Annotated in this window: 20 protein-coding genes and 1 pseudogene; 12 read left to right on the forward strand and 9 right to left on the reverse strand. The window is 59.8% G+C overall.

Annotated elements, in window-relative coordinates:
• Positions 1-168 precede the first annotated feature (168 nt).
• On the reverse strand, positions 169-2,100 hold the full coding sequence (gene ftsH / locus IPK17_RS38150; RefSeq protein ID WP_343422992.1) for an ATP-dependent zinc metalloprotease FtsH: 1,932 nt from the start codon (positions 2,098-2,100) through the stop codon (positions 169-171).
• A gap of 218 nt (positions 2,101-2,318) precedes the next feature.
• Here ftsH and IPK17_RS40910 point away from each other — a divergent pair.
• The 4 genes and pseudogenes from IPK17_RS40910 to IPK17_RS38165 all read left to right on the forward strand — a co-directional run.
• A pseudogene (locus IPK17_RS40910) lies at positions 2,319-2,387 on the forward strand (zinc ribbon domain-containing protein); the annotation flags it as partial.
• A gap of 18 nt (positions 2,388-2,405) precedes the next feature.
• Positions 2,406-2,828 (forward strand): FHA domain-containing protein, encoded by a 423-nt coding sequence (locus tag IPK17_RS38155; protein ID WP_343422993.1) that lies wholly within the window; start codon positions 2,406-2,408, stop codon positions 2,826-2,828.
• A gap of 69 nt (positions 2,829-2,897) precedes the next feature.
• Positions 2,898-3,551: an RNA polymerase sigma factor gene (locus IPK17_RS38160; protein WP_343422994.1), complete on the forward strand. Its 654-nt coding sequence runs from the start codon at positions 2,898-2,900 to the stop codon at positions 3,549-3,551.
• A gap of 329 nt (positions 3,552-3,880) precedes the next feature.
• Positions 3,881-5,560, forward strand: coding sequence for a S49 family peptidase (locus IPK17_RS38165; RefSeq protein ID WP_343422995.1), 1,680 nt, complete (start codon positions 3,881-3,883; stop codon positions 5,558-5,560).
• A gap of 344 nt (positions 5,561-5,904) precedes the next feature.
• On the opposite strand, the gene IPK17_RS38170 is transcribed toward IPK17_RS38165, so the two are convergent.
• The 3 genes from IPK17_RS38170 to IPK17_RS38180 form a co-directional block, all read right to left on the reverse strand.
• Entirely contained in the window at positions 5,905-6,519 is a 615-nt protein-coding gene (locus IPK17_RS38170; RefSeq protein ID WP_343422996.1) for a hypothetical protein, read from the reverse strand.
• Between the two features lie 417 nt (positions 6,520-6,936).
• Positions 6,937-7,623 (reverse strand): hypothetical protein, encoded by a 687-nt coding sequence (locus IPK17_RS38175; RefSeq protein WP_343422997.1) that lies wholly within the window; start codon positions 7,621-7,623, stop codon positions 6,937-6,939.
• Between the two features lie 289 nt (positions 7,624-7,912).
• Entirely contained in the window at positions 7,913-8,347 is a 435-nt protein-coding gene (locus tag IPK17_RS38180) for a hypothetical protein (RefSeq protein ID WP_343422998.1), read from the reverse strand.
• Positions 8,348-8,667: 320 nt separating this feature from the next.
• On the opposite strand from IPK17_RS38180, the gene IPK17_RS38185 reads away from it, so the two are divergent.
• From IPK17_RS38185 to htpG, 3 genes are all read left to right on the forward strand, one after another.
• Positions 8,668-9,885 carry a cytochrome P450 gene (locus IPK17_RS38185; RefSeq protein ID WP_343422999.1) on the forward strand — a complete coding sequence of 406 codons (1,218 nt, stop codon included), beginning with the start codon at positions 8,668-8,670 and terminating at the stop codon, positions 9,883-9,885.
• Between the two features lie 298 nt (positions 9,886-10,183).
• The gene (locus IPK17_RS38190) at positions 10,184-11,239 is read left to right on the forward strand and encodes a DVUA0089 family protein (RefSeq protein WP_343423000.1); all 1,056 of its coding nucleotides are present in this window, start codon (positions 10,184-10,186) and stop codon (positions 11,237-11,239) included.
• A 281-nt stretch (positions 11,240-11,520) separates the two neighbouring features.
• Positions 11,521-13,404, forward strand: a complete 1,884-nt coding sequence (htpG, locus tag IPK17_RS38195) for a molecular chaperone HtpG (RefSeq protein WP_343423001.1) — start codon at positions 11,521-11,523, stop codon at positions 13,402-13,404.
• 252 nt (positions 13,405-13,656) lie between these two features.
• Here the strand turns inward: htpG and IPK17_RS38200 are convergent, their stop codons facing one another.
• On the reverse strand, positions 13,657-14,037 hold the full coding sequence (locus IPK17_RS38200; RefSeq protein ID WP_343423002.1) for a VOC family protein: 381 nt from the start codon (positions 14,035-14,037) through the stop codon (positions 13,657-13,659).
• A 130-nt stretch (positions 14,038-14,167) separates the two neighbouring features.
• Here IPK17_RS38200 and IPK17_RS38205 point away from each other — a divergent pair, with 130 nt between their 5' ends.
• From IPK17_RS38205 to IPK17_RS38215, 3 genes are all read left to right on the forward strand, one after another.
• Positions 14,168-14,473 (forward strand): putative quinol monooxygenase, encoded by a 306-nt coding sequence (locus tag IPK17_RS38205; RefSeq protein ID WP_343423003.1) that lies wholly within the window; start codon positions 14,168-14,170, stop codon positions 14,471-14,473.
• 32 nt (positions 14,474-14,505) lie between these two features.
• Positions 14,506-15,120 (forward strand): GNAT family N-acetyltransferase, encoded by a 615-nt coding sequence (locus tag IPK17_RS38210; protein ID WP_343423004.1) that lies wholly within the window; start codon positions 14,506-14,508, stop codon positions 15,118-15,120.
• Between the two features lie 145 nt (positions 15,121-15,265).
• Positions 15,266-15,916 carry a hypothetical protein gene (locus IPK17_RS38215; RefSeq protein ID WP_343423005.1) on the forward strand — a complete coding sequence of 217 codons (651 nt, stop codon included), beginning with the start codon at positions 15,266-15,268 and terminating at the stop codon, positions 15,914-15,916.
• A 72-nt stretch (positions 15,917-15,988) separates the two neighbouring features.
• Here IPK17_RS38215 and IPK17_RS38220 read toward each other — a convergent pair whose 3' ends face one another.
• Positions 15,989-16,678 (reverse strand): class I SAM-dependent methyltransferase, encoded by a 690-nt coding sequence (locus IPK17_RS38220; protein ID WP_343423006.1) that lies wholly within the window; start codon positions 16,676-16,678, stop codon positions 15,989-15,991.
• A 157-nt stretch (positions 16,679-16,835) separates the two neighbouring features.
• On the opposite strand from IPK17_RS38220, the gene IPK17_RS38225 reads away from it, so the two are divergent.
• Positions 16,836-18,341 (forward strand): carboxypeptidase M32, encoded by a 1,506-nt coding sequence (locus IPK17_RS38225; RefSeq protein ID WP_343423007.1) that lies wholly within the window; start codon positions 16,836-16,838, stop codon positions 18,339-18,341.
• A 240-nt stretch (positions 18,342-18,581) separates the two neighbouring features.
• Here IPK17_RS38225 and IPK17_RS38230 read toward each other — a convergent pair whose 3' ends face one another.
• The 3 genes from IPK17_RS38230 to IPK17_RS38240 form a co-directional block, all read right to left on the reverse strand.
• Entirely contained in the window at positions 18,582-19,370 is a 789-nt protein-coding gene (locus IPK17_RS38230) for an inositol monophosphatase family protein (RefSeq protein WP_343423008.1), read from the reverse strand.
• Between the two features lie 138 nt (positions 19,371-19,508).
• The gene (locus IPK17_RS38235) at positions 19,509-19,718 is read right to left on the reverse strand and encodes a cold shock domain-containing protein (RefSeq protein WP_343423009.1); all 210 of its coding nucleotides are present in this window, start codon (positions 19,716-19,718) and stop codon (positions 19,509-19,511) included.
• Between the two features lie 103 nt (positions 19,719-19,821).
• Positions 19,822-21,063 carry a class I SAM-dependent RNA methyltransferase gene (locus IPK17_RS38240; protein ID WP_343423010.1) on the reverse strand — a complete coding sequence of 414 codons (1,242 nt, stop codon included), beginning with the start codon at positions 21,061-21,063 and terminating at the stop codon, positions 19,822-19,824.
• A gap of 148 nt (positions 21,064-21,211) precedes the next feature.
• On the opposite strand from IPK17_RS38240, the gene IPK17_RS38245 reads away from it, so the two are divergent.
• Positions 21,212-22,648 carry an alpha/beta hydrolase gene (locus tag IPK17_RS38245; protein WP_343423011.1) on the forward strand — a complete coding sequence of 479 codons (1,437 nt, stop codon included), beginning with the start codon at positions 21,212-21,214 and terminating at the stop codon, positions 22,646-22,648.
• Positions 22,649-22,658 lie beyond the last annotated feature (10 nt).

Below are 22,658 nucleotides of genomic sequence, written 5' to 3' on the forward strand. Positions count from 1 at the left end.
AGGTATTTCATGCTTCCCCAGCCAACACCGTTTTCTTCGCCTCGTCCCTACAATTAAAAACCTACCCCTGAGAGGGGCCGGGGGTGAGGTCACTGTGCTCGTACCACCAGCGGAAATAAAACAGGACGAGCCTAAGCTCGTCCTGTTCGTGACAACGGGTGATAGAACTTACTGCGCCGTCGCAGCCTGATCGTCGTTCTGCGGGGTCGGCGTGTGATCTTCGGTCATCACGCGGCCCATCAGTTCTTCGAAGCCGGTACGATCCAGCGTTTCCTGTTCGATCAGGATGCTGGCGATCAGTTCCAGCTTGTCGCGGTTCTCGGTCAAAATCGACTTGGCGCGCGTGTAAGCGGTCTGCACGATACGCTTGACTTCATTGTCGATCTCTTCCGCCGCCTGTTCGCTGTAGTCGCGCTGCTCGTACAGGTCACGACCGAGGAACAGCGATCCCGAGCCCCCGCCGAAGGTGCGCGGGCCGAGCGTGTCGCTCATGCCGTACTGCGTGACCATGCTGCGCGCCATCGAGGTCGACTGCTGCAGGTCGTTGCTCGCGCCGGTGGTGAACTGGTTGAAGATAATCTCTTCCGCCGCGCGTCCACCCATCGCCGCCACGATCTGGTCTTCGAACTCTTCGCGTGATCGCAGGAAGATGTCGGTATCCGGCAGCGAGAGCACGTAACCGCCCGCGCGTCCACGCGGCACAATCGTGATCTTGTGCACGGGGTTGGCGTGTTCCAGCAGGTGGTGCAGGATGGCGTGTCCAGCCTCGTGGAAGGCAATCGACCGCTTTTCCTTTTCGGAGATCACGCGGGTCTTGCGTTCCGGCCCCATGATCACGCGTTCCATGCTTTCCTGCAGTTCGCTCATGCCAATCGACTTCTTGTTACGGCGCGCCGCGAGGATCGCCGCTTCATTGATCAGATTTTCGAGATCCGCACCGGAGAACCCGGGGGTGATCTTCGCAATCGATTCGAGATCGACATCGGCGGCCAGCGGCTTGCCCTTGGCATGCACCTTGAGGATGTCCTGCCGACCTTTGAGGTCCGGGTTATCCATGATGACCTTACGGTCGAAACGACCGGGGCGCAGCAGCGCCGGGTCCAGAATGTCGGGGCGGTTGGTCGCCGCGATGACGATCACGTTCGTGCCCGTCTCGAAGCCGTCCATCTCGACCAGAATCTGGTTGAGCGTCTGTTCACGTTCGTCGTGACCACCGCCCAGGCCAGCGCCGCGGTGCCGACCGACCGCGTCGATTTCGTCCACAAAGACAATCGCCGGGGCTTCCGCCTTGGCGCGTTCGAACAGGTCACGCACGCGGCTCGCGCCCACGCCGACGAACATCTCGACGAATTCCGAACCCGAGATGCTGAAGAACGGCACGCCCGCTTCGCCCGCCACAGCGCGCGCCATCAGCGTTTTACCGGTTCCGGGCGGCCCCACCATCAGCACGCCCTTGGGAATGCGCGCGCCGAGGCGAATAAACTTTTCCGGTTCTTTCAAGAATTCGACGACTTCCGCGAGTTCCTGTTTGGCTTCTTCCGCGCCCGCCACATCGGTGAAGGTGACCTGCGGCCGTTCCATGTCGCGCACCACGCGCGCCCGGCTGCGACCAAAGCTCAACGCCTGATCCTGCCCCGTGCGGACGGAACGCATCATGCGCCACAGCAGCCACACGATAATCAGCGTGGGGATGACGGCGATGAACAACTGGAACAGCAGGTTCGTCGTATTGTCGCCCTGCTGCTCGTAATAGCGAACGTTGTTCATTTGTTCCTGCGTCACGCCGAAATTCTGCAGCGCTTGCAGCAGATTGGTTTCGCGTTCCTTGTAATAGTAAGCGTTGGTGTTGTTGGTCAGCTCGATGTAAACGTCGTTGCCACCACGCACCTGAATCTCGACCACGCTGCCATCGCGAATTTCCTCCGCCAAGCGATCCAGCGTGATTTTGTTGCCACGCGGAATATTGTTGGGCTGCGCGAAAATCACGACGAACAAGAGGGCGACGACAATCGCCGCCACAATCCAAATGCGCTGGGCATTGCGATTGGAGAACGGGGAATTGCCGTTGTTGTTCTGTGAGTCTGGGGTTTTGTTGGTCACACTAAAAAGTCTCCGAACCTGTTGAACGAGTTGGGGAGTCGGTCTTGTGGGAGCTGCTGCACGATGAACCTGATGAACATAACGAAATTATACACGAGACCGTCAACTAGTGTCATACGAAAAACGAAGATCAGGGATCGTTCATAATCTTCTATCGAAAAATTTACAGTAGGGATAAAATAGGAATGTACGGTGAAATGACTGAGGTTAAGACTTTCATGACAGAATGTCCTTGGTGCGGGCGGCCAATTGAAGCAACAGTTACTACGTGTCCTCACTGTGGGCTTCCTATCAAAGCAGAGCCGATGGGGACGACGCGTGGACTGGGCAATACGGATATCGAACCGGGAACACCCCGCTGGGGATCCGCTAAAGTCGATTCGCGCACAAACTTGATCCTGAAAGTGAAAGATTTAGATAAGGTGTTTGTCTTCGATGCCGGGACGATCAGCGAACTGCGCATTGGGCGCGTCAACCCGGACAATGGCGAACGCCCCGAGGTCGACCTCACGGATGCCGAAGCGATTGAAAAAGGCGTTTCCCGCCGGCACGCGACGATTATCCGCAAAGAAGGCGGCGCGATTCATCTGGTCGATAAGGGGAGTGATAACGGCACCTACCTCAACGGGCAAAAGCTCATTCCGAACCAGGCGCGCATTCTGCGCGATGGTGATGAAATTTGGTTGGGTTTTCTGGTGCTGAATGTCCGTTTCGAACGCTTTAGCTAATCCTCATGCGCTGCGGTGGATGGGACGTGTTATCATCGAAGGGCAAAGCGCACTTCGGATTAGGATTCCATGACCGAACGCACAAATGAAGAGTGGCTTGCCGACCTCCAGAGCGAGGGCGAGCGACAAGCTGAGGCGCTTCAAGACCTGCAAACCCGCCTGCAACGCGGCATTTTTTATTACCTCAGCCGGGAACGCAGCGATCTCACCGGACTTTCCACGCATGAGCTAACACAGATGGCGCAGGACATGGCGCAGGATGCCACGCTCCGCGTGATGGAAAACCTCACCAGCTTCCGCGGCGACAGCCTGTTCACGACCTGGGCGACACGCGTCGCCGTGCGTGTGGCGATCAGTGATTTGCGCCGCGCCCGCTACAAAGACTTCAGTCTCGACCATATCACCGCGGAAGGCGATGTCCTGCCGCCCGCGTCCACGCTCGTCGGCGGATCGCGTCCGCTCAACCCGGAACGGGCCGCCGAACAGTCCGAAATTCTGGGCAAGGTGCAAGCCACGCTCGACGACGTGCTCACCGAACGCCAGCAGCAAGCCTTGATCGCCGTCGCCGTGCGCGGCGTGCCGCTCGAAATTGTCGCCGAGCAAATGCAGACCAATCGCAATGCGCTGTACAAGCTCATCCATGATGCGCGGCGCAAGCTGCGCACCCACCTCGAGGCGCAGGGCTTATCGCTCGACTACGTGCTCAATCTGTTCCAGGAATAACGCCACTCCACACCCTAGACGCTGCGGTTTACGGCAAGGGCGTAACTGGTTGTAACGCCGCCTTGGAGGGGTTTCCAACTGTCCGCTGTCGGCGGACGAGCCTAGCGTGTCTCTACAATGGCTCAATTACTAAAAAGTATTCTATCCTCAACCGAAATTCAGCGAGGGCAGACAGCAAACGCTCTGTTCGTCTCTCCTCTTTTCGGCGAGCGATCAAAGGTGAGGCTGCGCTTCCCTTCATGCCCAAGCCTTGGCGGCACAGCCCGCCGGACACGGTACAATAGGCGCTGTCGTCGTCTTATCGTTAGTGAAGTTGGGAGGCTGAACCCTTGCCTAAACTCAAACTCGGACACGCCCTGCGCATCCTGCGCCGCGGACGCCGTCTGCTCATCAACCGGGTGCGACTGCGCCATACCGGGCTCGACTACCTCACGCTGACGCTCCCCGCGGCCCTGCCCGCGCTCCCTGAAGATCGCAACTGGTTCCTGCGCCGCGTGCAGGGCGAACCGCCCATCAGCCTGTGGGAGCTGGATGAGGTTTTCACGCGGATTGGCGCAGATCCCCGCGTCCGCGGCGTGGTGCTGACGCTGCGCGGCCTGAGCATGTCGCGCGCCGACCTGCAAACGCTGCGCGGCTCGATCCAGCGGCTGCGGGCGCGGGGCAAGCGCGTGATCTGTCATGCGCAGTCCTACGATCTCGCCACCTATTACGTCGCCAGCGCTGCCGATCAACTCCTGTTGCAGCCCGGCGGCGATGTGAGCCCGCTTGGTTTGCATCAAGAGGCGGTCTTCCTCAAAGATGCGCTCGCGCAAATCGGCGTGGCGCTGGATGTCGTCGCCATTTCACCTTACAAAGGCGCCTTCGACCAGTTTTCGCGCGGTGATGTGTCGCCCGAAGGCCGCGAACAACTGGAATGGTTGATCGATTCGCGCTACGAGCAGTTGATCGCCGGAATTGCCGAGGGGCGGAAGCGTTCCGCCGATGAGGTACGCCGGATGATCGACACCGCGCCGCACATTGACACGGACGCGCTCGCCGCGGGCTACGTCGATGGCGTGGTGCACGAGGAGGGCTTATATAAACATCTCGGCAGCGAGCATGTCATCCCCTTCGCTGACGCGCGCAAGCGTCTGCTCCTGCCGCCGATCAAGCCGCCGAGCGAAAAGTATGTGGCGGTGCTCAAGGTCACGGGGTTGATGGTTCCCGGTGAGAGCGGCGCGCCACCCGTCGATCTGCCGATTCCGTTCATTGGCGGCGAACGCGCGGGCGATGTCACCGTTGTGCAGCAGGTGCGCGCGCTGATGAAAGACGAAGCGGCGGCGGCGGTCGTCCTCTTCATCGACAGCGGCGGCGGCGCGGCGATTGCCGCCGAAGCTATGACCAGCGCCCTCGAAGAGCTCGCCAAGACGCGCCCGCTCGTCGTCTATATGAACGCGGTGGCCGCGTCGGGGGGCTACTACATCGCCACGCCCGCGCAGCACATCGTCGCGCAGCCCGGCACCATCACCGGGTCGATTGGCGTCGTCACGGCGAAACCGGTCACCGGCGGCCTGCGTGATCTCCTGCGCGTCAAGGCGTTTGAACTGATGCGCGGCGCGAATGCTAACCTCTACGTCGATTCACGCCCCTTCACCGAGGCGCAGCGCGCGCAGGTGCGGCGCATCATCGAAGCCTCATACCAGCGCTTCGTCGAGCGCGTCGCCCGTGGGCGCAAACTGACACCGGAAGCCGTCGACGCGGTCGGCGGTGGGCGCGTCTGGACGGGCGCGCAGGCTTTTGGGCAGGGTCTGGTCGATGAACTCGGCGATCTCCGCGCAGCGATCAAGAAAGCGCGTGAACTCGCGCAGCTGCCGGAGTCGGCCCCGGTCGCCGTCGTTGGCGGCAAGGTCAAGAATCTGCCGCCGCAGCTCGCCGAGACGGTTGTCCCGGCAGCGCGGTATGCCCTGCACAACGCCCGCCACATCACCAACGGCAAAGCGCAGGCCATTCTCCCCTTCAGCCTCGAATAAGCTGTCATTAGTGAGCCGAACGGGCTGAACAAGAAGTTGGAGAGGACTGTGCCTGCCAGTCGCATTGAGGGGTAGTGAGTGTTACTTGGGTTCGACGGAGATACAACCCGCTTCAGAACTGCCGTTCGGCATCCAATCGTCCAGCGCCAGCATCTGCGCATTGCTCACTGAAACCAGCAGAGCATCTGGCGCTTAGATTGTCCATAACCGCTGTATGCGGTGCGCCATTCGGCGTGCATGCACCACCAGTTATTCAGAAAGTTGTTCGACAGGTATTTTCTCGGAGGCAGAATGCCGCCTCTGCACGCTCGCACAGAGGCGGCTCTGATTTAATGAGATGTAGGTTACAGCACGCAGTCCGCTGGGATAAAAACATTCTCCCAGCCGCCGACAAAGATCTGGATCCAGCGCGAACCATTCGGGGCGACCGTATCGACCGCGGCCCCATAGAACGTCTGCCCGGCGTAGACCATGCCATTGGGGATGGCCGCGCCGCCCGCACTCTCGTAGATCGGTGTGTCGCAGATGACGCTGCGCATTTCAAACTCAACCGGCCAAGAGGGGCCAATTTCCACCACGGGCACACAGCGCTCAATCTCGTAAAACCAAACATCATCATCCCAGTACCCATCTTCTTCATAGGCACTATTGGGATTGAGCGTGCCCCAGACTTCAAAATCCAATTCCGTCCCGGCGGGATAGGCGGGGAAGGTGAGCGTGCCGCTGTACGTGCCATCGATGACGGGAATAACCACATAATGGAGTGGAACAACATCATCAATGGATTGAGTGACATACAGCGTGACATACGGCGCATCCGACGTCCCGGTCGCGGTGAAGCTGCTGCACGTCAGGGTGTAGTCGGTGACATCGGCGTAAGCGTTCGCCGTCTGGAGGGGAGCAATCAGCAGGCCGAGGAGCAGAGCGGCGGTGACCAGAGAGATCCAGCGGAGCTTCATAGTCTACCTTTCTTGAAACTAGCGGTGCAATACTCTTATGGACAAGCTTAGCGCATCGCTCAGTAAATGAGCCTTGATAAAGCGTAAAGAAATTAATCAATTATGTGCTTGATTTAATGTGATCTGAGGCGCGCCACTGATCTGCCAACAGGGTCCGGGGGGGGGGGGGGGGGGGGGGGGGGGGCGGGGGGGGGGGGGGCTCATTAGTGCTCTGTCCGACAAGTCTTCGCAAAATGACGAGTTTTGTTCTTTCGTGGCGGGAGGGGCGCACCTGCGTGTGCGCCCACAACCGGGCAGACACATCGGTCTATCCCTACGCAAGAACATTCGGTAGCTTACTTTTAGACCGTCAGGGGCCAATAAAAAAAGCCGCCTCCATGTACTGGAGGCGGCTGGAACTGACAAAGGCTGGGAGCGTTACTGCACGCACTCCGAACGGATGTAACCATCCGCCCACCCGCCGACGAAAATCTGCATCCAACTGGTGTTGTCAGCGGCAGTGACCGCAATCGGATCAACATAGAATGTTTGGCCAATCGTCACAGCGGTGCCGGGGATGGGATTGCCCGCCGGGCTGTCATACAGCGCGGAGTCGCAGATGATGGTGCGCGGCAGATAGCCCACTTCCGGATACGGCCCGACATACAGTTTGCACGCTTCGATGTGCATCCACGGGTCACCGATGGGGAAGGGGGTTTCCAGATTGTCGACCGGGAACACATACATCATAATGGGCGTCCCTTCGGGAACTTCCGGAATGGAGACGCCGCCGCTGAAGTGACCATCGACGACCGGGACGATGACCATGTGGCCAAAGGGGATGAACCCATTGAGCGGCTTGGCGCCTGTGCGAATCAGCTCCGTGTGTTTGACGGGCATGCTGATGGTCCGCTGATTGGACGACGTTTTCGCGAAGGCATAGTCCACGATAATTGCGACATACGGCGCGGTCGAGCTGCCTTCGGCGCTGCCGCCGCTGCAGCTCAGTTGATAGGCATCGACGACGGCCGGGTCGCTTTTGGCGCCGGGTTGGGCGGAAACAGGAGCAAGGACAACAACGAATAGGAGCGCGGAGACCAGGAGGAGGATCCAGTAGCGTTTCATAATGTTTCCTTCATGGAAGCGAAAGCTGCGATGTTTGCTGACTTATATCGATAATAAATCCATTTCAAAACGGGAGTCAATGGATTTTAATTAAGAAGCATAAATGAATGTGGTTAAATTTACGAAAAATCAATATAACTTACAGCCCGGGGTCAGTGTTGGGGACTCTACCTTGCCCGCCCAGGTTTGGTGGCTGATGCGCAGAATCGCTGCCTGCCGGCTAAAGTCCAAAAAAACACCGCGCCCCTCCTATTGGAGGGGCGCGGTGGACAAGTTTCGCTACAAACGGTTACTGCACACAGACCGACGGGATGAACGGATAGGCAAACGCGCCGTCGAAAAACTGTGTCCAGTGGGAACCGTCGGCGGCGATGGTATCGAACGGATCAGCGTAGAACGTCTGCCCAGCAAATACATTCGCGCTGGGGATGACCACACTTGCAGGGTTTTCAAAGACCGGGATATCGCAAATGATTACGCGCAGCACATAGGCGGCAGGAATGTCGGGGCTGGGTTCGACGAACGGTACGATTGGCAGCACGCTGGGCGCGCTGTTCGACGGCGTGCTGTTCGACGGCGTGCTGCTCGACGACGTGCTGCTCGAAGTGGAGGTGCTTGTTGAAGACGAGGGATTAGGATCCTGACCATAGGCAGTGTGAAGCGGCGAGACGACGAAAACGAGCAGCAAAGCGGCGGCGATGAGAAGAGTCCAGCGGGCGTTCATGGGGTTTTCCTTCGCGTGAGCGAGTGTGCAAAGTTTCACTATCTGCAAATGATCATATAGTTGATTTATACGTAATGTCAATTCAAGAAGAGTTAACATAATAACTTTTCACAAGGAATTTACGTAAGGTTAATTAATTTACATAGGAAGGCTCAGACGGATTATTAGTGTATGGCGGCTGGAGTGTGGGCACCGGATCGTGACTCAATTCGCGGATGATCCGGCATTCGTTTACCGTGTAAACCATGAGTAACAGCAACCAGACCGCCGCTTCCGGCGTATAACAGGATGACACACGGTCAAATGAGGGTGACAAATCTATGGTTTCACGTCCGGCAATGAATTTCAATCCGCTGGCACCGGAATTTCAGGCGAATCCTTACCCGGTCTACGATATGCTCCGCTCGACTATGCCCATCTTTCACTGGCAGGACTGGGGCATGTGGTTTCTCACCCGGTACGAGGATTGTGCCGCCATCCTGCGTGATCCGCGCTTTGGCCATGAAATCCTCAACTTTATGACGCGCGACGAACTCGGGTGGGGCGACCCTGTGGCGAGTCAGCAACCGCTCAACGCGGTGATGGCCGGGTGGATGCTGATGCGCGACCCGCCGACGCACACGCGCCTGCGCGGTCTGGTGCACAAAGCCTTCACCCCGCGTGTGATCGAACGGCTGCGCGACCGCATTCAGGCGATCACCGATGAGTTGATCGATGGTGCGCTGGCGAAAGGCGGCATGGATGTGATCGCGGATTTCGCTTTCCCGCTGCCGATCACCGTGATCGCGGAACTGCTCGGCGTGCCGACCAGTGACATGGACGACATTCGCCGCTGGTCGCGGGCGCTAGCCTTTACGCTGGAACTGACGACCGATCCTTCGGTCTATGACGAGGGATCGGTCAATGCGGCGGAATTCGCGGGGTATCTGCGGGATATGGCAAATCAGCGCCGCCGCGCGCCGCAGGATGATCTGTTGAGCGGGCTGCTGGCCGCTGAAGCCGAAGGCGACAAACTCACGGAGGACGAACTGATCGCGACCTGCGTGCTGCTGCTGCTGGCGGGGCACGAAACAACCGTCAACCTGATCGGCAACGGCCTGTATGCGCTGCTCACCCACCCCGATCAATGGGCGCTGCTCAAGGCGAACCCGACGCTCACGCGTTCGGCGGTGGAAGAATGTCTGCGTTTCGACAGCCCGGTGCAGATGACCAGCCGCACGGTGCTGCACGATGTCGAGTTCAACGGGGTGACCTTCCAGCGCGGGCAGCAGGTCGCGACCATGTTCGGCGCGGCGAATCACGACCCGGAGAAGTTTGCTAACCCGAGCACGTTCGACATCACGCGTGATCCGAATCCGCATATGGCGTTCGGCAACGGCATCCATTTTTGCCTCGGCGCGCCGCTCGCTCGGCTTGAAGGGCAGATCGCGTTTGAGACCTTGGCGCGGCGGCTGCCCGACCTCAAGCTCGCTGGTGATCCCGAACGCCGGAGCACCTACATTCTGCGTGGTTTCTCGGCGCTGCGCGTGATGGTGTAGCGCCTCCTGCTCCTCTGTGCTTCACCTAACCTCACCCCGTTTCGCTGCGCTCAACCGCCCCTCTCCCTCTGGAGAGGGGCAAGGGCACGGCGGGTTGTGTCCTTCTCCCCTCCTGGGAGAGGGACGGCTTGCGCAGCCAGCAGGGTGAGGTTGAATATTATCACCGGGGTGAGGTTTGGATGCTGCGGATGCGCAGATCTGCCGCCGCCGAAAATTCCCCTCTTTGGTCGGATGCACAGGTTCGCAACGCGACATATACTGGTACCAATTGGGTTTTGATGCTTGGGAGTATATTTTCATGTCCGCTGACCAACTGCGTCGCGCCTACGACCTCATTCGCCAGGGGCAAAAGGAAGAAGCCGTCGCCATTTTGCAGCCCATTCTTCGATCTGAGCGCGACAACGCCGACGCGTGGTGGCTGATGGCGAATGCGCTCACCGATCCCGCCCGCCAGATTCAAGCGCTCAATCAGGTACTGCGCCTGCGCCCGAGCGATCAGCGCGCGCAGAAGATGCTCGCGCGCCTGGAAGCGGAACAGCGATCGAAGGAAGACGCCTTTTCCTTCCCCGTCTCCGACGATGATCCGTTCGCCAATGCGTCGCGTTCCTCCAACGACATTTTCCCAAATTCGTCGTCGCGCGCTGACCTGTCCGGCAGCGATCCGTTTGCCAGCAACGCGCCCCCGGTCGGCAGTGGCGACCCGTTCGCCAGCAGTTCCGATCCGTTTAGTCAAGGCGCACAGCAGCCGCGCCCGACCTATGCGACCTTTGAGCCGCCGCGCCAGCAGCGCGGGCGCAACCCGTTCGTCACCTGCCTCGCGATCGTCGGCGCGCTGGTGATCGGCTGCTGCGCGTTCACCTTTTTCGTCCTGCCGCGCGTGGCGGGGCCGATTGTCGAACAGGTCGCTTCCCAGTTTCCCGAACTGATCGGGAGCCTGACGGCGAACCCGGAGCTGCAGAGTGTCTTCGCCACGCTGGGTGCGGAAGGGTTTGAATTCAACGGCAGCACCAACGCCGCCTTCAACCCGAGCGACGCGCAGGATCGCGGCAAAATCGAAATCGGTCGTCCGCTCACGGGCAACGTCGATACCTTCGACGATGACTTTTACACGCTGGCCGTGAATGACCGCCAGAGCCTCACTATCGAAGTGAATGCGACCCCCGGCAGCGATGTCGACCCGCAGTTGTACGTGTATGACGCCAGCTATAATCTCGTCGCCGAAAATGACGACATTTCCCTGAGCGACAACAACTTCAACTCGCGGCTGACGGTCACGCTCGCGCCCGGCGCATATTACATCGTGATCAGCGCGTTTGGCTCCGGCGGCGCGTACGAAGTCAGCGTCACACGGTAGGCTAAGTCTCATCCCCTGTGCGTCTCTTGACAGGGGGTTGAAAGGAGCCATGAAGTCGCTGGTTTGAGGAAAACAGAATTCGGAGGGACGCGCAACAGCGCGTCCGTTGTGTCTAGCGCATGGCGGACGCCCCGTTGGGCGTCCCTACAGTCCCTGCATGTGTGAACTGTGTTCCGCCCCGGCGATTTCTGACTGTGGCGCGGATTTTTTACCTGATTCTTACACACCCCTGTTAAAACAGTAGACGTATTCAATCAGTCTGTTTTAGGGGCGTGTACCACATGGCAGAACAATTCTCATTTAAAGCCGAAATTCAACAATTACTCGACATCCTCATCCACTCGCTGTACACGGATCGGGAAATCTTTCTGCGCGAACTGATCTCGAACGCGTCGGACGCGCTGACCCGCGTGCAGTTCGAGTCGCTGACCAACAGCAACCTCGTCGATGCGGGCGCGGAACTCTACATCGAGATCACGCCGGACGAAGAGGCGGGCACGCTCACCATCAGTGACAGTGGCATTGGCATGACGCGCGAGGAGATGGTCGAAAACCTCGGCGTGATCGCCCACAGCGGCGCGAAAGCCTTTGTGCAAAAGCTCAAAGAGCAGCAGGCGGCGGGCGGGCAGGATGTGATCGGACAGTTCGGCGTCGGCTTCTACTCGGTGTTTATGGTCGCGGATAAAGTGCGCGTGGTGTCACGCTCCGCCCACCCCGAAGCGCAGGCCTTCGCGTGGGAGTCGAACGGGTCGGACACGTACACGATCGAACCCAGCGACCGTGAGACGCGCGGCACGGACATCATCATCACGGTGAAAGAAGACGCCAAAGACTTCCTGAAGACGTGGAAGTTGAGCGACATCGTCCGCCGCCACAGCGACTACATCGCCTACCCGATCTACGTGGGCGAGCCGAAAGAGGGCGAGGAGCAGGAAGCGGTCAACAAGCAGGTGGCGATCTGGCGGCAGGAGAGCAAAGAAGTCACCGACGAGCAGTACGACGAGTTCTACAAGATGCTCACGTTTGACTGGGAGAAGCCCGTGCATCACATCCACATGCGCGCGGATGTGCCGCTCCAGTTCTACGCGCTGCTGTACGTTCCCGCAGGCTCCGAAGCGAATCCGCTCATGGGGCGGCGCGAACCCGGCCTCAAGCTGTACGCGCGCAAGGTGCTGATTCAGGACAATACGACCGAACTCCTGCCGGACTACCTCAACTTTGTGGCGGGCGTGGTCGACAGCGAAGACTTGCCGCTCAGCGTGAGCCGTGAAACCGTGCAGGCGACGCGCGTCATGGCCAACCTCAAGAAGACGATCACCAACAAGGTGCTCAACGAACTCAAGCGCCTGCAGAAGAACAAGCCGGAAGTCTATCACCAGATTTTCGAGGCGTTCGGGCGGCACATCAAGCAGGGTGTAGTCGTCAGCCCCGGCGAACGCGAAGATATCGAACCGCTGCTCATGTTCCCCTCGACCAAGACGGCCAGCGCCGACGAGTGGATCACCTTGCAGCAGTACGTTGAGCGCATGGCGGAGAACCAGACCGACATCTACTACGTGATCGGCGACGACTACGCCAGCGCCACCCGCTCGCCGCACCTCGACGCTTTCCGCCAGCGCGGCATCGAAGTGCTGTACTTCGTCGATCCGGTTGACCCGGTGCTGATCATGGGCTTGAGCGAGTTCAGCGGGCACAAGCTGCGCGCCGCCGACGAAGCCGACATCGATTTGAGCAATGTCGGGGCGGTCAGCGCGGACGAAGAAGCGCCGCGTGACGCTCTGCCCGAAGATCAGTTCACGGGCGTGCAGGAGCGCTTCAAGGCCGTGCTCGGCGAACGTGTCACCGACGTGAAGGAGAGCAAGAATCTGGTGGGCAGCCCGGCGCGCCTCGTCACCAGCGACCACAACCCGACACGCAATATGTTCCGCATCAATCGCCTGATGGATCGCGATTACGAACTGCCGGTCAAGGCATTGGAACTCAACCCGCGCCACCCGCTGATCTACAACCTGAGCGGCAAGCTGGCCGCCGACCCGCAGAACCCGATCATCGACGCGGTGATCGAGCAGGTCTTCGAGACGGCGCTGCTGCAAGACGGCATCCACCCGGATCCGGCGTCAATGGCGGCGCGGCTGTATCAGCTCATGCAGGCGGCGACGGAATAGCAGGACTGAGGGTCGAGGACTGAGGACTGAGTAGGGACGCGCAAGGGGCCGTTGGGCTAATTGATCATGGCGGTGCCAGTGCGCGCCTCTCCTGTGGTAGAGGGCGATTGGTGAAGGGAGGTTAGGGAGTCCCCCGCGGTCTCTTGCGAAGAGGGCGGCGTTAGGGTTGCCGATACCAAGGAACACAGCGATTCTGAAATGACCTCCTGCCTTGTTACCGTTGGGCCGGAACGAACCGCGCAGGTGCCGTCCCTAAGCCTCCAGCACTGAGAGAATATTCCCCGCCGGGTCTTTGAACCACGCGATATTGGGGCCGCCCTGACCGCGCGCGATCCCTTTGTCATCCGTCTTCAGGTAGGGCAGGTCATAGACTTCAAACTGTACGCCGCGCTGCGTCAGCGCGTCCACGGCCTGCTCGACATTCGGCACGGGGAAATTCAGCACCGTGAACGTCGCGGGCACATGGTATTCGCCTTTGGCGTAGATCAAGACTTTCGTGCCGCCCCCAAAGTGCAGAATCAGCTCATCCTCTTCTTCGCTTACCTCAATGCCGAGTGTCCCGGCGTAAAACGCCTTCGCTTGTGCAATGTCATCGACCGAGAAACCGCTGAATGCTGGCGTATCTTTGAACATGCCACTGCTCCTTGATCTATGTTGGCTGCATCATAAAACCAGTCTCGTGCTTGTCAAGCGGTGTGCGGGGATGCGGCTGGCCGATATACTCTAGGGTATTCAAGCACGAGCAAAATTAGGAGCAATCCGTATGCACATCCTCATGGTCTACATTCACGTCAAACCGGAGATGGTCGATGCGTTCATCGAGGCGACGCTGGCCAATGCGCGCGGCAGCAATCAGGAACCCGGCGTGGCGCGCTGGGACTTCAACCAGCAGCAGGACGACCCGACGCGCTTTTGCCTGTACGAAGTCTACCGCTCGAAGGACGCCTTAGCCGCGCACCGCGAAACGGCGCATTTCCTCACGTGGCGCGACGCCGTCAAGGACATGATGGTCAGCGAGCGCACGCGCACCGAATACACGAACATCTACCCGCCGGATGAGAGCTGGTAAGCAATCTTCATTAGTGCAGAAGGGGTCAAGGTGTGGCACAATCGCCAGAGTTGGATCAGAAAGGCGATACCTTGGCTCCTACCTTCGATTTTGGTACGTTCCCCGTTTTAACCACCGAACGCCTCCGCCTCCGCCAGATCACCGCCGAAGACGCCGCTGATTTCAGCGCCATTTTCGGATCGCCGGACGTGCTGCGTTTTCTCAATCTGGAACCCGTGACCACGACCGAGCGCGCGCTCGACGTGATCAGCTGGCTGGCGCAGGGTTATCAGGCGCAAAGAGAAATCGATTGGGCGATCACCCGCCCCGACGATGACCGCATGATCGGCATGTGTGGGCTGCACGACCTCGACACGCAAAACCGCCACATCGAAATCGGCTGGCATCTGCATCCGTCGGTTTGGCGGCAGGGCTACGCGACCGAAGCGGCGCGCGCCATCATCGCGTGGGGCTTCCAGAATCTCGATGTCCATCGCATCTGGGCGGACTGCACGGCGGGCAACGATGCTTCCGAACGCCTCATGATCAAGTGCGGCTTCCAGTTTGAAGGCCACTTCCGCGAGCATTACTTTGAGCATGGGCGCTTCGTCGATGCGCGCTATTACGGACTGCTGCGCCGCGACTTTGAGGCGCTGTCAGCGAGGTAGGCGCGTTCGTACGCCTTAGGTCCTACGTCAAGTGGCTGAAGCGTGTTTCGACTTCTGACGGGTTTTTCTTGCGTTCTTATTATTCAAGCCTATGATGTGATTGTAAGCAGCAAGCGCATCTCACATCACATCAAGGGACGCACTCATGAAGCATATGACTCGTAAGTTTCGCTTTTTGCTGTTCACCGGTTTGATCCTCGCGGCGTTTGTCGCCGCCTTACCTGCTGCGGCTGCACCGGGGGGCACGATTGTCAACTACGCCCTCAATGCCGCCGATTGTTACGTTGATATCACCGTTCAGGTACAGGACGCGGGCTTCTATGCCATCAATATGTGGGATGATGGAGCTTTTCGGGCGGGGGCGGGCGCGCAGGTCGGCGCGGGCGAAACCTTGACCGTCCGCTTTGTCATCGGGGGCGTCATTTTGCAGGGCGCGGCGGGGATTGGCGTTTATCTCGAAGACGGAATTGGAACCGCTGCTACTACGACCTACGCTTCGAATAGCTCGGCTCAACTATGGTCGGATGTAGTTGGCAGCGCGTGTGCTGCGACCCACACGTGGAGCGCGGCGGTTGCGCCCGGGGCTTGCGCTAATCCCCTGCCGAGCGGAACTCCGATTTACAACGTTCCGGCAGGCGCGCTGGCCTTCTATGATGACGACGTGAGCGCGTACGCGGGTTTCAACCTGCCCGCCGGCACGTGGTACATCACCGACTTTGGCGAAGCGTTTGCCCAAGTCTGGATCGATTGCAACGCGCAGCCCATTTACATCCCCGTGGAAAACGTCGTTCGCTAAGCTTAGATGTCAACGGGCGGGAACACTCCCGCCCGTTTTTTTGTTTTTTCCTCTCTCCAGCAGTCAAGCAGCTCAGCCCGGCAGAGTTGCCACATAGATCAGTTCGTAGGCCAGCAGCCCCGGCAGAAGCGGCGCAGGCAGCGAACGCTGGGTGGCGCGGGCGAAGCGGTTGGCGAGGTTTTGCAGCGCGCTCCCGGCGATGTGCACCGCCTCTACCCGGTACCCCTGATCTTCGAGTAAGCGCCGCCCCGTGTCGACCGTGTAGAAATGCACGTGCGTGCGATCCATGATGCCGTAATCGGCGTAGTCGAAGCGCCCGCGCAGCAGCTTGAGGCGGACGTTCCAATGCGCGATATTGGGCAGCGACACGATCACCCACGCGCCCGGTTTGAGCAGCGTTTTCGCCCGCTGGAGCAGCGCTTCGGGATACTTCAGATGTTCGAGGATGGCGGCAGCCAGCAGCCCATCGAACGGGGCGGTGGGCGCGGCGAGATCGAGCGCGTCCGGCTGATCGAGATCGGCCAAATACGCGTGGGACATGCGCGTCGCGGCGATCTGGACCGCCGCGGGATCGAATTCCAGCCCGGTCACCGTACAGCCGAGGCGCTGCTCCATGTAGCCGGAGAGATACCCGGACGCGCAGCCGAGTTCCAGCACGCGGCTGTGCGGCGGCACGAGGCGCATCAGCAGACTGTGCGCGTCGTCCGGGTTGGTCTGTTCCGGGGTGAAAATCGTTTCGATATGATACTTGGGCAGCGCCATGCGGTGTCTCTCGGTGGATTGATTAGTCCGCTCCATTATAGCGCCAGATGAGCTGTCGCCCAGCGTGCCCTATTCAACTAAATTCAAACGGTCTATCGCATTTTAGCGATGCGCCTGTTACTATTCCCCGCATTCTTTCGACATGAGGTAGAAACTGATGGGTGAGAAATATCAGGCGCTCCTGCATCATCTGATGGAGATTCGCAACGTCAACCGCGCCGAAGCGCTGCTCGGCTGGGATCAGCAGGTCAACATGCCGCCGGGCGGCTCCAAGGGGCGCGCCGCGCAGGTCGCGACGCTCGCCCGCATCGGCCACGAAATGCTGACCGACGAAAAGACCGACATGCTGCTCAAAGAGGCGCAGTTGGAACTTGGCGATGTGGCCTACGACTCCGACGAAGCCAGCATGATCCGCGTGACGCGGGTTGACTATCACGAAAACACCTGCATCCCGTCGGATCTCATCGCGGAACATGCCGAAGCGACCGCGCTCGGTCACAACATCTGGAAAGAGGCGCGCGCCAAAAATGATTTCGCCGCCTTCGCGCCGATCCTCACGCGCATCCTCGACCTGACGCGGCGCATGGCCGACTACATCGGCTATCAGGAACACCCGTATGACGCCCTGCTCGGGCAGTATGAGCGCGGTATGAAGTCGAGCGAGGTCAAACGCCTGTTTGACGAACACAAGCCGCCGCTCGTCAAGCTGATCGCGCAGATCAACGAGCGTGCTGACCACGTCAGCGATGAGGTGCTGCACCGCGACTTCCCGCTTGACCGGCAGCGCCAGTTCTGCACCGACATCGCCAGCGCCATCGGCTACGACTTCAACCGGGGACGCATCGATGTAGCGACACACCCGTTCGCCATCACCTTCAATCAGGGCGATGTCCGCATCACCACCCGCTACTACCAGAACTTCATCAGCCCGGCGATCTTCGGCACCATGCACGAATCCGGTCACGCGATGTACGAGCAGGGCGTATCGCCGACGCTGGAAGGCACGCCGCTCTCGCGCGGCACGTCGCTCGGCGTGCACGAGTCGCAGTCGCGCCTGTGGGAGAACTTCGTCGGGCGCAGCAAGGGCTTCTGGACGTGGGCGTATCCCCAACTGCAAGCGACCTTCCCCGAGTCGCTCGGCGATGTGTCCGTCGATACGTTCTACCGCGCGATCAACAAGGTCGGGCAGTCGTTCATTCGCGTCGAGGCCGACGAAGCGACCTACAACCTGCATATCATGCTGCGCTTTGAACTGGAAATGGAAATGGTCGCTGGGAACATCCCGGTCGAAAAGCTGCCGCAGGAGTGGAATCAGCGCTTTGAAGCCTACTTCGGCATCGTGCCGCCGACCGACACGCTCGGCGTGCTGCAGGATGTGCACTGGTCCAGCGGCTTGATCGGCTACTTCGCCACCTACGCGCTCGGCAACATGCTGGCGGCGCAGTACTGGCAGCAGGCGCTGCGCACGCATCCGGAAATCCCCGCGGAGATCGAGCGCGGCAAGTTCGACACGCTGCTCAAGTGGCTCAACGTGAACATTCACCAGCACGGCCGCAAGTTCACCCCCGCTGAATTGACGAAGCGCATCACCGGGGAGAGCATCAAGTCAAGCGAATATATGAAGTATCTCGAAGCGAAGTACGGCGAGATCTACGGGCTGTAAACCAGGCCCCGGCGTTTCGTAGGGACGCAAGCAATTGCGTCCGTCGTTTCCAACCTCCCCCACTCGCCCATCCACCTAGCGGCGAGGGGCCAGATACGGGTTGTTGTGTAGGGACGAGGCCTGCCTCGTCCTCCTTTAATCAACCTCACCCCCCAGCCCCCTCTCCGAGCGGCGAGGGGGAGTTAGATGGGCTTTTCAAGTCCCCTCTCCGAAAAGAGGAGAGGAGATTTAGGGGTGAGGTTACCCTTGCAGCACCTTGAGCATGTCGCCGTGCAGCAAACCGTTGCTGGCGACGACTTCTTCGCCGCTGAAGGCTTTGGCTGTGCCACCGCCGATGTCGGTGACCGTGCCGCCCGCTTCCTGAATCACGCAGATGCCACCCAGCACATCCCACGAGTGGATACGCCGCTCCCAGAAGCCATCCAGCCGACCACACGCCACATACGACAGATCGAGCGCCGCCGAACCGAAGCGCCGCATATCGCGCACCGCCCACAGCATGTCGCGCCAATGCCGCAGGTTGTTGAGGTCACCCTCGACCGTGTGGCGATCTGTGGGGAAGCCGCTCGACATGACCGCGCGGCGCATATCTGCTGTACGCGAGGCATGGATCGGCTGGCCGTTGAGGGTCGCGCCGTGCCCTTGCGCCGCGCTGAACAGCTCGCCGAGGATTGGCATGTAGACCACGCCCACCACCGGGCGCAGACTTCGATCCGCCAGCGCGATGCTCACCGAGAAGAACGGGATGTTGTTGGCAAAATTGGTCGTGCCGTCAATCGGGTCGATGTGCCATTGATACTCGCCACCGTCGGCGCCGCCGCCTTCCTCGCTGAGGATGCCGAATTCCGGGAACGCCTGCTGCAAGATCGGCAGGATCGCCGCTTCCGCCGCGAGATCGCCTTCGGTGACCACATCGTAAATATTCGCTTTGATCGTCTCTTCGTGGGGGTGGTTGAACAGCGGGCGCAGTACTTCCCCCGCGCTGAGGGCCGCTCGTTCGGCTGCCGCTTGAACCGCTTTTAAATCCACGGGCTTTTAACTCCTGAGTACGTTACATCCAACATACCCTATAGCTTCTCAAAAAAATGAGCCTATCGCTAGGATAGGCTCAAGAAGTTCCATGCCAAACACATTTTTTAAGAGACGATCACGTAATTTGCGATCCCGCTAGACGGCAGTGACAGAGCTTGCCTGTTTTCCTTTCGGGCCGTCGATGATTTCGAATTCGACCCGTTCTCCTGCTTCTAATTTCCGATAGCCAGTGGACTGAATTGCAGAGTAGTGTACGAAAACGTCGGGACCGTTTTCTGGAGTGATGAACCCGTAGCCTTTGTCGGCGCTGAACCACTTCACCACACCACGAATGCGTTGTGCCATTGCTTCAAAAACTCCATACTTAAAATTGGGTCGAATCTGCCTCAATTACGCGGCTAAAATGGAGTGTATTGCAATTTCATAACGTTTGTCAAGTTTTTTGTTACTAACTTTTGCCTCTATGAAATAAAGCGATTGTATCGATGTAATAAGTTTGTGGTGACAAGTCTATGGGCTGGGCCACAACCAGTTCATAGCCGGCGCGCTTGAGGCGTTTGGTCTCTTTGGCGAGCGTCGCCGGGTCATCGCTCAGGTAGACCAGCGTCGGAATCTGGTTGATGCTGGCGAAGGCTTCGCGGCTGAGGGCGGCGGGCGGATCGACAAGGGCGGCATCATAGCGGTCGTTGAGCGTGGGCAGCACGACTTCCACCCCGCCTTCGAAGACATCCACATTGTCGAGATCGGCGAGGTTTTCGTCGGCATCGGTGACCGCGGGCGGGTAGCTCTCGACCAGCGTCACGAGGCTGGCGGCCTGCGCGGCGAAGCGGCTGAACATGCCGACGCCCGCATACAGATCCAGGACTTTTTCACCCCCCCGCAGATCGAGCAGCATGAGCGCCGTGTTGACGAGATTGTCCAACTGCGAGTAGTTGGGGCGGATGTAACTCCCGGCGGTTACGCGGAAGGCGTGCCCGTTGACCGTGAAACGCGAATGCGAGTCGCCGATCAGATTCATCGGCACGTTGTCCGGCAGAATCAGGTTGATGCTGGCGGGTAGGTCGATTTCGAGTTCGGGCGCGTCTTCACTGAGCGTGGTCAGGATGACCATCGGGTCGCCGTCGCTGCCCTGCTGCAAACGCACGCGCTTAAAGCCCGTCAGGTCGATATCTATCTGCTGGTACAGCGTGAGCAGATCCGGGTGCAGGATGTGACATTCTTCGATGGGGAAGATGCCGCGCCCGTTCGCATCGGGAAAGCCGATCTGACCGTCGGCGGTGACCGTCAGCGTCATGTGATAGTTGTAGTACCACTCGTCCGGGCTGGCGATGGTGGGGCGCAGGGCCGCGAGGATCGCGCGATCCGATAGTTCGCCCATACGCGACAAATGATCCGCCAGAATGTCCTGCTTGATCAGCAGTTGGGCGGCGTAGTTCATATGCTGCCAGTGACAACGCCCGCATTTGTGCGGCCCGAAGTGCGGGCACACGGGGAACACGCGGTCAGCCGACGCGTCGAGCAGGGTGATGCCTTCGGCGAGGATGCGCTTGTCATCGGTGTCGACGCGGCGGGCGAGCACCCGTTCGCCGGGGATGGTGTACGGGACGAACACCGGGCTGCCCTTGTGGCGTCCGAGTCCACTGCCGCCGTGCGCCATGCTCTCAATTTCGACTTCGAATTCGCTGCCCATCGCCTACCGCCTCTGTTCGATTGCGCTGAGTCAGTTTACAACGGTTGACTTTGATCCACCAGCGTGGTGATCTCTGTTACTAGGTGCGCATCAAGAACGCGGTCTGAACGTAGTGACTTGGTAGTAACCAAGCATTGGAGGTTGCACTATGCCTCGTATCCTCGTTCTGTGCGCTGTCGTCCTACTGCTCAGCACTTTGCCCGTACAAGCGCAGTTTGTTCCCACCTTTGAACCGGCTCCCTGTCCGATCCGGTACGCGCCTCATTATGACGTCACCTGCGGTTACGTCGTCACGCCGGAACACCACAGCGATCCCGACGGCGCGACGATCCGCGTGATGGTGGCGATTTTCCCGGCCAGAAGCGCCACGCCCGCCGAACCGATCATCTACCTGCAAGGTGGCCCCGGCACCAGCGGCATGGCGCGTTTCGCCTCCGGCCTCGACAGCTTCGGCGAAACGTTCATCCAGAACCATGCGTTCATCCTGCTCGATCAGCGCGGCATCGGTAACTCGCTCCCGTCGCTCGACTGTCCGGAAATCAACGAACTGCACGACAGCGCCCTCGGCGGGCAAGCCTGCTATGATCGGTTGGTCGCGGATGGCGTCGACATCAGCGCCTACACCACGGTCGAAAGCGCGGGCGATGTGATCGCCAGCGCCGATGCGCTCGGCTACGAGCAAGTCTCGCTGTTCGGGAGTTCCTATGGATCAACGCTGGCCATGACGGTCATGCGCCACTACCCGGATCGGGTGCGCTCGGTGCTTCTGGAAGGCGTCACGCCGCCGGAAGTCGATCTGTCAACCTCATGGGCGAGCAGTTTGCAGCGCGCGTGGGATCAGGTTGTCGCCGACTGTGACGCCAGCGAACGCTGTGCCGCTGCCTACCCGAACCTCGACGCTATGCTGGTAGAGGTCGTCCAGCGCCTCAACGCCGAACCGTTGGCGCTGCAGGTCACTGATCCCAATACCGGGGAACTGATCGATCTCACAGTGGATGGCGAAGCGGTGCTGTCCGGATTGCAAAGCGCCATGTACAGCTATGCACTCGTGCCGCGCCTCCCCCTGTTGATCGCCGCGCTGTACGCGGGGGAAAACGAAGCGGTGATTCAAATGGCGGAGTCACTGGCGCAAAACAACATCGATCGGCAGTCGGAAGGCGCGTTCTATGCCATGCGCTGCAGCGACGATGTACTCATGACAAACGTCGAAGCGGATCAGGCGGTGCTCGCCAGTGTCCGCCCGATCTTCGCGGAACACTTCCGGGATGGGTATACCTCGTGGGAGCCAACCTGTGCCCTGTGGGGAACTCAGCTTGACCCGGTGGAGAATACGCCCGTGGTGAGCGACATTCCGACCCTGATGCTCAACGGCGCGTATGATCCGGTCACGCCGGCCCACTGGGCGGACGCCGCCGCCGAACAGCTCACTTATGGGTACAGCTACACCTTCCCGGAATCGACGCACGGCGTGCTGCCCGATTTTTGTGCCACGCGGATTGTCGATCAGTTCCTCGCCGATCCCTTCACCGAGCCGAGCCATCAGTGCCTCGACCGCTACGCGGGGGTCGCGTTTCAACTGCCGTAAGTCTGTCTAC

It is taken from the genome of Candidatus Flexifilum breve, from assembly GCF_016713355.1.